The sequence below is a fragment of the Holdemanella sp. MSK.7.32 genome (assembly GCF_024460475.1).
Lineage (GTDB): Bacteria > Bacillota_I > Bacilli_A > Erysipelotrichales > Erysipelotrichaceae > Holdemanella.
Genome location: NZ_JANFYN010000005.1, coordinates 71,124 through 83,047, shown reverse-complemented (window position 1 = coordinate 83,047; position 11,924 = coordinate 71,124). Strand labels below are relative to the sequence as shown.

Sequence of the window (11,924 nt, the reverse complement as noted above, 5' to 3'; positions counted from 1 at the left end):
GCGCTACATAAGCGACATTTGGAGTATTTACGATTTTACAACTGTCGAACTACCGAGTATTGTGATGAAATGGGATTGAAACTCATTGCAGAAGGCATTGAAACACAAGAAGAATTAGAATGTATATGTAACTTACATGTACATTATGGTCAAGGCTACTATCTGGGTTTACCTGAGCGTAAGTTTAATGGTGTAGCGAGTCAAGCGTTAGAATATTTAATTCCTAAACAATAGGATAATTATGGTAAAATAAAGGCATAAAAAGGAAATAATAATATGCCACGAATAATACCGATTAAAGAATTAAAAAACACTTCTGAAATATCCGATTTATGCCACAAAACAAATGAACCTATTTATGTGACAAAAAACGGATATGGAGATATGGTAATCATGAGTATTGAAAACTATGACTCAACTTTGAAAAAACTTCAAATGTACCAAGATATTGCGATTTCTGAATACCAAATTGGTATCAAAGAGACAAAAGATGCGAAATTAGCCATTCAAGAAATGAGAAAGAAGTATGGTCTATAACTTGATTATTACGACACGGGCAGTGAAATTATTGGATAAAAGTATAAAAGCACCATTTTGGTGCTTTTAGTGGTTTTGGTGAAATATCCTAAAATAAATATAAATGTCAAATCGAGAATGATGTTATAATAGATGCATGCTGATTAATGTATATGTAGAATACAATCGCCTACGCAATACCTTTACATATTCTTGTGATTGTCATGTTGAAGTAGGATGTCGAGTCCGTGTTGAATTCAACAATCGTACACTTGTAGGATTTGTCGAAGAAGTAGATGTAGAAAGCGATGTTAAAAATATTAAACCTGTCATTGAAGTCATAGATGAAAAGCCATTATTAAATAACGAATTAAAGGTATTGGCAAATTATATGGCTGATTTTTATGCGAGTTCGAAAGTGACTTGTTATAAAACAATGTTGCCACCAGCTTTACGTCCTTCTAGCAAGCATTCAAAAATTATCTATGAAGATTATGCGATATTGAATGATTCGGATTTACCTTTGACATCAAGACAAAAAGAAGTGCTTGAAATGTTTTCCTATCCATGTAAGATGAGTGAACTTAGAAAAGTAAGTCCATCCATCACAAAGGTATTATTGGATAAAGGTTATATTACTCTTGAAAAAAGAATCAAGGATTCCAATACTTGTGTCAGTGAAATTGCGGATGTTACACATTCTTTAACTTCTGAGCAAGTGTCGGCGATTGAAACCATTCAAAACACCAATAAAACGGTCTCTTTACTTCATGGCGTGACTGGTTCTGGTAAAACCGAAGTCTTTTTGCGATTGGCAGAAGATGTATTATCGACTGGAAAACAAGTTCTATTTCTTGTTCCTGAAATAGGTTTAACACCGATGATGATACAAAGAGTGCAGGCGCGCTTTAAACAAAAGATTGCGATTTATCATTCAGGATTGAATGCGCAAGAAAAGCTAGAACAATATAATTTAGTAAAAGATCATAAAGTCGATATCGTTGTAGGTACGCGGAGTGCTTGTTTTATGCCATTTTCTTCTTTAGGCTTGATTTTAATGGATGAAGAACACGATTCTAGCTACAAACAAGATAATACACCACGCTATCATACGCGCGATATCGTCTTATTTCGTGCGGCCTATCATAAGTGTAAAGTCGTATTGGCAAGTGCGACACCTTCTTTAGAATCGTACGCAAGAGCTTATAAGAACGTCTACGAATTGATTGAACTTAAAAATCGCATTCATGAAATGCCGGAAATTTGTTTGGTAGATATGAAAAAGGAAAGAATCACAAATGGCTTATCTGAAACATTGCTTCAAGCTATTCATGAGCGTCTTTCCAAAAATGAACAAGTGATCTTGCTTTTAAATCGAAGAGGCTATTTACCCGTTGTTCGCTGTAGTGATTGTGGACACGTACGCATATGTCCAGATTGCGGAGTGGCTTTAACCTACCACAAAAATCAAAATGCCTTGGTATGTCATTGTTGTGGAAGACAATTTCCATTTATGGAAGAATGTCCAAGCTGTCATTCTAAAAATTATTTTAAGGCCGGTATGGGAACAGAGCGTTTGGAAGAACAGATTTTAGAAATCTTTAAGGATCATCATGTCGTTCGTATGGATGCAGATAGTACACGAAGAAAGAATGCGCATGAAAAGTTGTTAAGAGAATTTGAAGAATCTGGAGATCTATTAATCGGTACGCAAATGGTGGCTAAAGGCTTGGATTTTGAAAGAGTGACTTTAGTTGGAATTTTAAATGCGGATGCCACGCTTTGTCGAAATGACTATAGGGCAAGCGAGACGGCATATGAAATGTTAGAACAGGCGAGTGGAAGAAGTGGTCGTGGAAAGCTAAAAGGACAGGTTATGATTCAAACATTTGATCCGGATCATTTTGTGATGCGATGTGTTCAAATGCATGATTATAAGATGTTCTTCAATCAAGAAATGCGCTATCGCCATTTAGGAATGTATCCACCCTATGTGTATTTATGTACCTTAGTATTTACACATTTTGATTTGAGGGAAGCTTATAAACAGGCGAGTGTTGCGAAAGAATATTTTTCTTCAGTTCGCGTATTAGGTCCGATTGAAATTCGTATGCAACAAAAGAAGCATCGCGTGCGCTTGATTCTAAAATCAAAGGATGATCAATTATTACACAAAGTTGTGCGAAACTATTTGGATGAAACAAAACAGGTTGTGGATGTGAATATGCATCCAATTATGATGGAGGAATAGAATGAGAAAATGGATATGGAAAGCCTTAGATGAAGTTGTGAATAAAAAAGTCTATTCCAATTTATATTTAAGAAATCATTTACAGGAAGTGGACGAAAAAGATCGTGCTTTGGCTACACGCATTTTTTATGGAACCATTCAGAATTATCGTTATTGTAAAGAATGCTGGTCAAAGTATGTGAAGAATAAATTAAACCCTAAAATGGATGTATTATTGACCATGAGTACATACCAGTTGTTGTTTTTGGATAAAGTCCCAAGCTATGCGATTGTCAATGATGCGGTCAATATTGCCAAAAAGATCAATGTGAAATATGCGGGTTTAACAAATGCTGTATTGCATAAGGTCAAAGCTATTGAAACAGATAATGTGGCCTTAAAGTATTCATTGCCAGATTGGATTTATAAGATGTGGGTTTCTCAATATGGACAAGAAAAAGCTTTGGTGATGGCCAGTGCAAGTGTAAATATATTACCCATGTATGTTCGACGAAATGCATTAAGGACTCGTGAAGCTGATTTTGATTTGGATCCATTTGTGTGTGTTCAAGATCCATTATATATTTATACAGGGAATGATTATTTTCATCATGACTATTATCAAAAAGGTTATATGAGTGCTCAAGATGAGGGGAGTTTTGCGATTGCAAAATTTGTGGATCCTAAGGAAAATGAAAGGATTCTAGACTGTTGTGCAGCTCCAGGAACAAAGACTATGGCCATGGCCGAAAGGATGCATAACCAAGGTCATATTGATTCGTATGATTTACATGCACATCGGAAAGACTTAATTGAAAGTGATGCCAAACGCTTAGGCATTGATATTGTACATGCAGGTGTACAAGATGCGACAACATTTAAAAGTTCTGTGTTATATGATCGTATCTTATGTGATGTTCCTTGTTCTGGCTATGGCGTATTATCCAGAAAGCCCGATATTAAATTACACATGGCCCCTGAAGATATGGATACATTGATTCCGTTGCAGTATTCTATTCTGAATAATGTATGTCAATATGTAAAGGTGGGAGGAGTCTTAGTCTATTCCACTTGTACGATGAATAAAAAAGAGAATGAAAAACAAATTGAGAAATTTTTGCGTGCACATGAAGAGTTTAGTCTTGTGGATGAAAAAACCATTTTTAGTGATACAAGACAAGATGGCTTCTATATGGCAAAACTAGTGCGTAAATGATATAATGAACGGTAGAAATTGAGGTGCTATTTTGGAAAGTTTATACAATTTAAATTATGATCAAATGTGCGAATATGCCCTAGATCACGGATGGAAATCGTATCGTGGACATCAGATCTTTCAATGGTTGTATCGCAATCGTGTATTTGACATTGATGAAATGAGCAATGTATCAAAGGAAACAAGAGAAATTTTAAAGAAAGATTTTATTGTGAATCCTTTAGAGTTAATAAAAAAACAAGTTTCACATGATGGAACAACAAAATTCTTGTTTAAAACAAGTGATGGTGCACTACTTGAAAGTGTTATGATGGTCTTTGACTATGGTCGTAGTGTTTGTGTTTCCAGTCAGGTTGGCTGCAACATGGGCTGTGCATTTTGTGCAAGTGGTTTGACAAAGAAAAAAAGAGATCTAACAAGTGGTGAAATGGTTGCCCAGGTTATGTATGTTCAAAAAGAATTGGATAAAGATAACTTGCGCCTTTCACATATTGTTGTCATGGGTACAGGAGAGCCTTTTGATAACTATGATAATGTCATGAATTTTTTGGCAACAGTAAACCATGATCGTGGTTTAGGTATTGGTTCTAGACATATTACAATTTCAACTTGTGGTATTGTTCCAAGAATCTATGATTTTGCCAATGAACATACACAATACAATTTAGCCATTAGTTTACATGCGCCAAATGATGAATTGCGTGATAAATTAATGCCAGTCAACCATGCATATCCATTAAAAGAGTTGATAGAAGCTGTTAAGTATTATGGTCAGGAAAACAATCGTCGTTTGACTTTTGAATATATTTTATTAAATGGCGTTAATGATCGTCCTGAACATGCCAAACAATTGTCAAAGCTTCTTCATGGAATGAATGCATATGTCAACTTAATTCCATACAATGCGGTAGATGAAAAGGGCTTTAAATCGGTAAGCCACGACGAAGCTATGGTTTTTTATGATTTGTTGATGAAGAATCATGTTCGTTGCACGATTCGAAAAGAACATGGTAACGATATCGATGCGGCATGTGGACAATTAAGAATCAAAGAAATTAAAAAGGAAGGAATTTAGGCGGATGAAAGTTTTTGCGAATACAGATGTAGGTCTTGTAAGACAATTAAATGAAGATGATTATTGCATCGCTCATAATGCCAATGATGAATGGATGGCCATTGTCTGCGATGGTATTGGTGGTGCAAAAGCAGGAGAAGTGGCGAGTCATACAGCGGTAATGACGATGTATGAAGCCTTTATGAAGTCTCCTGTATTTAAAAAAGATCGTCAAGTCGACAACTGGATTCGTGAAAATTTAAATCAGGCGAATGATTTCATTTATTCAAAAAGCTTAAAGAATCCCAATGAAAGAGGTATGGGGACTACGGCAGTGGGTGTCATCAAAGCTCATATTGGGACGTTTATTTTTAATGTGGGAGACTCAAGAATCTATGCGGATTATAATAATGAATTGATTCAAATGAGTGAAGATCATAGTGTCATTGCCCAATTATTAAAAGAGGGTAAGATCACTTTAGATGAAGCAAAGTCTCATCCACAAAAAAATACATTAACAAATGCCTTAGGCGTATGGCATGTTTTCCGTATTGATATCAATAAGATTGAAAATACATATAAATATTTGTTGGTTTCAAGTGATGGATTACATGGATATGTTGAAAAGAAAGTGATTTCGGATATTGTACATGATTCGAGTCTTTCTTTACAGGAAAAAACAGAAACACTGATTGCCAGAGCCAATCAATCAGGTGGTTATGATAACTGCACAGTTATCTTAATGGAGAATGATGGAGAATAATAACTATGATGATGGAACAAATAGCGAATCGCTATGAGATCTTGTCTTTGATTGGTCAGGGTGGAATGGCGGATGTCTATAAGGCAAAGGATACGATATTAAATCGTATTGTGGCAATCAAAGTTCTGCGTGATAAATTAAGTGGGGATGCGATGGCATTAGTGCGCTTTCAGCGTGAGGCAAGTGCAGCGAGTCGTTTATCACATCCAAATGTTGTAGATATATATGATGTTGGTGAATATGAAGGTATGCACTATATTGTCATGGAATATATTCGTGGTCGAACTTTAAAAGATTTGATTGCACAGCGCGGAGCTTTAGATGTGGATGAAGCCATTGGTATTATGAAACAATTGATAAGTGCAATTGATCATGCGCACGATCATAATATTATTCATCGTGATATCAAGCCGCAAAATGTGTTGGTAAAAGACGATGGAACGATTAAAATTACAGATTTTGGGATTGCGGTAGCCCATGGCTCTGTACAGCTAACGTTTAATAATACGGTTATGGGTTCAGCCCATTATTTAGCGCCAGAAACAACACAGGGTAAAGAACCAAATGCACAAGTGGATATCTATTCATTGGGTATTGTATTCTATGAACTATTAACAGGACACGTTCCTTTTACAGGAAAGACACCGACAGAGATTGCGATCAAGCATTTGCGTAAGCCAATGCCTTATGTGCGTGATTTCAATCCGGATATTCCGCAGTCTGTTGAAAATATTATTTTAAAGGCGACCGCAAAAAATTTAGATGACCGTTATGTATCTTGTAAAGAAATGCTTTATGATTTAATGCATTGCATGGATATAGAATATCGTGATATGAAGCGTATCAAGGTGGATGCAAGTTCGAATCAAGAATTGATGAAATATGATAATGGGCATATTGATTTTGAAGATGAAGAGTCTGAAAAAGAAGAGAAGAAAAAACGAAATTGGATTCCAGCCGTCATGATTAGTGCTGCTGTTGTGATTTCCATTGTTGTACTTGTACTCATTGCCAGCATTACAGGCATAATTAAGATTAGCGGCTTTCTAGGCTATCAAACAATGCCGAATGTAGTGGATTTGACACCGGATGAGGCCATTGATGTGTTGCAGGATGCGCATTTTAACACTTCAAGAGTAACGTATGTTTATAAGGCGAATGATAAGTATGAAAAGGGAAAAGTCATTAAAGCTTCTTATAAAGAGGGTGAAGTGATTTTAAATGATGCGAAAATTGTTTTAACCGTTTCTAAAGGATCTACCTATTTAGTGCCAGACTTTACAGATGGCTCGTATTCAGAGGCTGCTTATGAATTAGGAAAGAATTGTCCAAATGTGCAGATTGAAGTGGAATATGAAGGCTCAAAAGATATGGATCCAGGTATCGTTTTACAACAAAAGGGTTTAACACCAGGAAAACGTATTGATCCAGACAGTAAGGAAACCATTACTTTTGTGGTAAGTACCTATCCTTCGATTGTGATTCCTTCAGACTTGATTGGTCAAGACGTATTGGATGCCAAAGATGAATTGAATGATTTAGGAATTGCGGTTGTCTTAAGTCATATTGAAAATGGACAGGGCAGCAATAAGGTCATAAGTGTATCGCCAGATGTTGGAACTGAATATGTACAGGAAGGAACAAACAGTGTTGTGACACTGTATTATGATTAATATGCAGCAAGGAAGAATTATAAAAATTATTTCGAATCAATATACGATTCAAAATGAAAAGGAAGAAATCATTGCCAAACCAAGAGGTAAGATGCGCCAGCATGAAGCGCCAGTCGTCGGGGATTTTGTCGAATACGAAAAGATTGAGGATTCATATCGTATTCATAAAGTTCTTCCACGAACAAATCGTCTTTTAAGACCGGCCATAGCCAATGTAGATCAGGCTTTGATTGTCACGAGTTTAAAAGATCCGGACTATTCTTGTCACTTATTAAATCGTTTGATCTTCTTAGTAGGCTTAGCGGGTGTCAAACCGGTGATTTGTGTGACCAAACTTGATTTATTGGATCAACCCGAAGAAATTTTGGCGGATCTTGAAAAATATAAAAAGGCGGGATATGACGTGGTTTTCTCCAATCCTGGTAGTGATGATAAAGAATTACAGGAAATCTTAAATGGAAAAGTTTCTGTTTTATGTGGTCAGTCGGGTGCGGGTAAAAGTTCTTTATTGAACCGTCTAAATCCTGATTTTGAATTACAGACACAAGCCATCTCTAAAGCTTTAGGTCGTGGTAAACATACGACACGCTATTGCCAGTTACACCATGTGTGTGATGGCTTAGTGGCGGATACGCCTGGATTTTCAAGCTTAGATTTTACAAGATTAGATACTTCGCATTTAGATGCGTGTATTCTAGATTTTAAACCATACATTCATACTTGTCGTTTTAAAGACTGCAGGCACTTGAATGAGCCGGATTGTAAGATCAAAGAGGCTGTTGAAAATGGCCAAATCAATCCATCCGTTTATGAGGATTATAAAAATATTATGGAAGAAAGAGGTAAAAAACTATGAATTCAATTGTGATTGCACCTTCAATTTTATCTTTGGATTATGCCAATGTGAGTGCACAATTAGAAATTTTAAAAGAATCTAAAGCAGAATGGTTACACTTTGATGTGATGGACGGTCATTTCGTACCGAATTTAACGTTTGGACCTGATATTTTAAGAGGTTTTAAAAAGGCTTGTCCATTATTCATGGATGTGCATTTAATGGTAGAAGACCCAGAAACATACGCACCTATCTTTATTAAAAATGGAGCGGATCTAGTAACTTTCCATACAGAAGCATTGAATAATGATTTGACGCGTATTCAGAAGTTATTGGATGAAATTCATGGTTTGGGTGCGAAAGGTGGTATTGTCGTAAAACCAAATACGGCCATTGAACCTTTTGAAAGTGTACTTAAATCTTGTGATCTTGTTTTAATTATGAGTGTTGAGCCTGGTTTTGGTGGCCAGAAATTTATGGCCGACATGCTTAAAAAAGTAGAGTGGTTAAAAGAAAAGCGTGAAGCATTGAACCTTTCATATCGTATTGAAATTGATGGTGGTATCAACCAGGATACGTTTAGATTGGCATTAAATGCAGGTTGCGACACATTGGTTGCGGGAAGCTACGTATTTAAAAATGATATCGCAAAGACGATTGAAGGTATGCTTGAATAAATGACTTGTGCGGTTTTAATTACACCACTCGTTGATGTTGTGCCAAAAATTGAAAATTGTGATTATATCGGTGTTGATGCTGGTGCATTAAAAATTATAGATCAGGGTTTTCCGATTAAAATGGCTGTGGGAGACTTTGATTCTTTAAGTGAAGCGGATTTTAAACGAATCACGTGTCCAATCGAAAGGCATCCCATTATGAAGGATGAAACGGATTCAGAGCTTGCGATTCGTTTATGTAAAGATTATGATACGATCTATTTATATGGGGCCATGCAAGGAAGAATTGATCATACGATTGCGAATATTCGCTTGGCGATGTATCGTTTTCAAAATGTAGTGTTAATCGATGAGCACCAAAAAATATCTGTTATGAATGTGGGTGTTCATGAAATTGATGATTCGTATCATCATATTTCGTTTTATCCGATTCAAGAAGGTGTGCTTTCTTTATCGGGATTTTTATATCCATTAGATAAAAGACGGATTCATATCGAAGAAATATATACGACAAGTAATTCTTTAACAGAAAAAAAGGGAATCGTTCGTGTGGATGAAGGCAGCTTTTTGTGTGTACAATCCAACTGGAGGTAGTCTATGTTCTATGATGTAGCTATGAACTTTGTGATTGGAACCATATTAATGGTTGCGGGAGCCATCATGATATGGATTCCCAATCGTATTTTTACAGGAATCTTAATCACATCTATTGTATTTTTATGTGTCAATGGCGTAGTTTTATTTATTCGCTTTGTGAAGAATAAAATGAATAAAGATTTTTTCTTTTCCATATTATCCTTTGCGTTTATGTTTTTCTTAATGAACTTTCGGTATCTTCCACAATGGATTTTGCGAGTAAACTTTGGCGGATATTGTATTCTTTGTGGCTTTGCCTGTTTTGTTCAGCTTGTGATTAATCAAACCAATCATATTAAAGGAAACTTCTTAAACTTTGTGTTTAGCTTTGTTTATATTTTCTTTGGCTTCTATTTGTTGTTGAATCCAGACTTTCATACGGATCTTTTAATGCGTGCTTTTGGCATTTACTTTATGATCTTAGGTACGCGTTATTTAGGGGATGGATATGAAGGAATCAATCCTTTAACGAAATATAAATGGAAACGAAAAGTAAGAATCACACTTCCGGCTTTTCTTTGTGCTTTCGTTCCAGATGCGGCTTTGACAAGTATCAACCGGTATTTAGAGGATGGTAAGCCTGAAGATTTAAATACGTATAAGAAGGATGAGGTTGTTCGCTTAAAGGTGATTGTCCATGTTGGGCCCAAGGGCTTTCAAAAGGTAGGGCACATCTGTTTTGCGTATGACGATATTGTCTATAGTTATGGAAATTATGATAGTGATTCCTTTCATTTAAATCAAACGATTGGGGATGGCATTTTCTTTACGGTGCCACTCGAAAAATACATTCCGAATATGATTTCGGCAGAGAATAATTCCATTTTTGAATATGGTATTTATACAACGTCGAAACAGAATGCGTTGATTGAAAAAGAAATTGAAAAAATTCGTCAAAATGGCTATCGTTGGTATACAAAGATTGAAAAAGAAGATGGGTATGATCGTTTTAGTGAATATGAGATGGATTATCCAAGTCGTCTGCATTATCGTACGGGAGCAAAGTTATATAAGGTCAAGAGTGGTAAATTCCATATTTACTGGGCTTTAGGTGATAATTGTGCTTCTTTTACCGATTTAGTTTTGGGAATGTTAGGTGCGGATGTATTGAGCATACGTGGTATTATTAGTCCAGGAACGTATTTGGATTGGCTTCAAAAAGAATATTTGAAAAAGAACAGTCCAATTGTATTTAGACGTATATATAAGGAATGGGATAGCGAGTGATGAATGGATATTTTTATGTATTAACGACAATTGATATTTTCGTTCTTTGTTTCATGTGCGTTTTGACGCGATTGAGTGAATCGTTAAATAAAAAACAAAAGCGTGGATTTTTATTTGCGTTTGGATTGATTGCACTGATTTCATTATTAGAAGTCGTTACATTAAAAGTGGATGGTTTACCAAAGAAATTCCGTTGGTTAAATATAGTATCGAACTATCTAGGCTTTGGACTTACGCCATCGGTTTGTATATGTTTGGTGTATGTATTGGATAAAAAGACAAAACTTAGGTGGGAATTCAAATTGGCGATTTTATGTGAAATCGTATATCTTTTGATTCTGGCCCTATCGATTCCGTCTGGACTTGTATTTTCAGTAAGTCAAGAAAATATATATTCGCGAGGACCTTATTTCATTATTTATATCTTAGCGTATTTTGTATCTATATTATATTTATCTTTATCTACGATATTTGTTTCGAAACAGTTTCAAAATCGCAGTAAAGCATTGATTTATCCATTGATGATCTTCTTGGTTGCAGAAACTATCATACAAATCTTAGTTCCAGATCTTCATGTGAGTTGGCTTTGTGTCACCTTACTTTCGGTCTTATATTTTATATATTGTAGCGAAATGTGGAATCAGTTAGATAGTTTGACCGGATTACTAAATCAGAATAGTTTTTTGAATCGATCTGAAGAAATGAATTATACAAATGGTATGTTGATCGTGTTTGATGTGGATGATTTTAAACATGTCAATGATGTGTTTGGTCATGTCAAAGGGGATTTGTGTTTGAGTATCATTTCGGATTGTATTAAGAAGGCATATGCCCAATATGGCTATTGTTACAGGGTTGGTGGCGACGAATTCTGTGTCTTATTAAAAAACAGTCGGAATGAAGAGGCGTGTTCTGCACAGTTTGAAAGTTTCATAGAAAAGAAGCGTAAAAAATATAATTATTTGCCTTCTGTATCTTATGGTTCGGCCATGTTGCTGACGGGGGATATTGTGAGTGTTAAAGATTTGGCAGATCAAAATATGTATTTAAATAAGAAGAAAAATAAAAAGCAGCAGTGATTGAGTAATCGCTGCTGT

At 35.7% G+C, this 11,924-nt stretch carries 12 protein-coding genes; all 12 read left to right on the top strand.

The annotated features are described in order from the left end of the window. Nucleotides 1–234 (top strand): EAL domain-containing protein (locus NE544_RS02300; RefSeq protein WP_256268187.1); only part of this gene is annotated, 234 nt, incomplete at its 5' end. 42 nt (nucleotides 235–276) lie between these two features. Then, the gene (locus NE544_RS02295) at nucleotides 277–537 is read left to right on the top strand and encodes a type II toxin-antitoxin system Phd/YefM family antitoxin (RefSeq protein WP_256268186.1); all 261 of its coding nucleotides are present in this window, start codon (nucleotides 277–279) and stop codon (nucleotides 535–537) included. 136 nt (nucleotides 538–673) lie between these two features. Then, the gene (gene priA, locus NE544_RS02290) at nucleotides 674–2,767 is read left to right on the top strand and encodes a primosomal protein N' (protein WP_256268185.1); all 2,094 of its coding nucleotides are present in this window, start codon (nucleotides 674–676) and stop codon (nucleotides 2,765–2,767) included. A gap of 1 nt (nucleotide 2,768) precedes the next feature. Next, the gene (gene rsmB / locus NE544_RS02285; RefSeq protein WP_256268184.1) at nucleotides 2,769–3,962 is read left to right on the top strand and encodes a 16S rRNA (cytosine(967)-C(5))-methyltransferase RsmB; all 1,194 of its coding nucleotides are present in this window, start codon (nucleotides 2,769–2,771) and stop codon (nucleotides 3,960–3,962) included. 31 nt (nucleotides 3,963–3,993) lie between these two features. Next, nucleotides 3,994–5,037 carry a 23S rRNA (adenine(2503)-C(2))-methyltransferase RlmN gene (gene rlmN, locus NE544_RS02280; RefSeq protein WP_256268183.1) on the top strand — a complete coding sequence of 348 codons (1,044 nt, stop codon included), beginning with the start codon at nucleotides 3,994–3,996 and terminating at the stop codon, nucleotides 5,035–5,037. Nucleotides 5,038–5,041: 4 nt separating this feature from the next. Beyond that, nucleotides 5,042–5,779: a Stp1/IreP family PP2C-type Ser/Thr phosphatase gene (locus tag NE544_RS02275; protein WP_118114234.1), complete on the top strand. Its 738-nt coding sequence runs from the start codon at nucleotides 5,042–5,044 to the stop codon at nucleotides 5,777–5,779. 5 nt (nucleotides 5,780–5,784) lie between these two features. Continuing rightward, the gene (gene pknB, locus NE544_RS02270; RefSeq protein ID WP_256268182.1) at nucleotides 5,785–7,452 is read left to right on the top strand and encodes a Stk1 family PASTA domain-containing Ser/Thr kinase; all 1,668 of its coding nucleotides are present in this window, start codon (nucleotides 5,785–5,787) and stop codon (nucleotides 7,450–7,452) included. Continuing rightward, nucleotides 7,445–8,308, top strand: coding sequence for a ribosome small subunit-dependent GTPase A (gene rsgA / locus NE544_RS02265; RefSeq protein ID WP_118114236.1), 864 nt, complete (start codon nucleotides 7,445–7,447; stop codon nucleotides 8,306–8,308). The genes pknB and rsgA overlap by 8 nt, the downstream gene beginning before the upstream one ends. Further along, entirely contained in the window at nucleotides 8,305–8,964 is a 660-nt protein-coding gene (gene rpe / locus NE544_RS02260) for a ribulose-phosphate 3-epimerase (protein WP_118114237.1), read from the top strand. The genes rsgA and rpe overlap by 4 nt, the downstream gene beginning before the upstream one ends. Then, a complete protein-coding gene (locus NE544_RS02255; RefSeq protein ID WP_118114238.1) occupies nucleotides 8,965–9,558 on the top strand; it encodes a thiamine diphosphokinase in 594 nt (197 codons plus the stop codon). 3 nt (nucleotides 9,559–9,561) lie between these two features. Then, a complete protein-coding gene (locus tag NE544_RS02250; RefSeq protein WP_256268181.1) occupies nucleotides 9,562–10,827 on the top strand; it encodes a hypothetical protein in 1,266 nt (421 codons plus the stop codon). Next, a complete protein-coding gene (locus tag NE544_RS02245) occupies nucleotides 10,827–11,906 on the top strand; it encodes a GGDEF domain-containing protein (RefSeq protein ID WP_256268180.1) in 1,080 nt (359 codons plus the stop codon). Before NE544_RS02250 ends, NE544_RS02245 begins: the two co-directional genes overlap by 1 nt. Nucleotides 11,907–11,924: the final 18 nt, after the last annotated feature.

Bases quoted from the DNA above. Each gene is read 5' to 3' on its own strand.
- NE544_RS02250 (WP_256268181.1), top strand. From the start codon at position 9,562: ATGTTCTATGATGTAGCTATGAACTTTGTGATTGGAACCATATTAATG.
- NE544_RS02295 (WP_256268186.1), top strand. From the start codon at position 277: ATGCCACGAATAATACCGATTAAAGAATTAAAAAACACTTCTGAAATA.
- rpe (WP_118114237.1), top strand. From the start codon at position 8,305: ATGAATTCAATTGTGATTGCACCTTCAATTTTATCTTTGGATTATGCC.
- priA (WP_256268185.1), top strand. From the start codon at position 674: ATGCTGATTAATGTATATGTAGAATACAATCGCCTACGCAATACCTTT.
- NE544_RS02275 (WP_118114234.1), top strand. From the start codon at position 5,042: ATGAAAGTTTTTGCGAATACAGATGTAGGTCTTGTAAGACAATTAAAT.
- rsgA (WP_118114236.1), top strand. From the start codon at position 7,445: ATGATTAATATGCAGCAAGGAAGAATTATAAAAATTATTTCGAATCAA.
- pknB (WP_256268182.1), top strand. From the start codon at position 5,785: ATGATGATGGAACAAATAGCGAATCGCTATGAGATCTTGTCTTTGATT.
- rsmB (WP_256268184.1), top strand. From the start codon at position 2,769: ATGAGAAAATGGATATGGAAAGCCTTAGATGAAGTTGTGAATAAAAAA.
- NE544_RS02255 (WP_118114238.1), top strand. From the start codon at position 8,965: ATGACTTGTGCGGTTTTAATTACACCACTCGTTGATGTTGTGCCAAAA.
- NE544_RS02245 (WP_256268180.1), top strand. From the start codon at position 10,827: ATGAATGGATATTTTTATGTATTAACGACAATTGATATTTTCGTTCTT.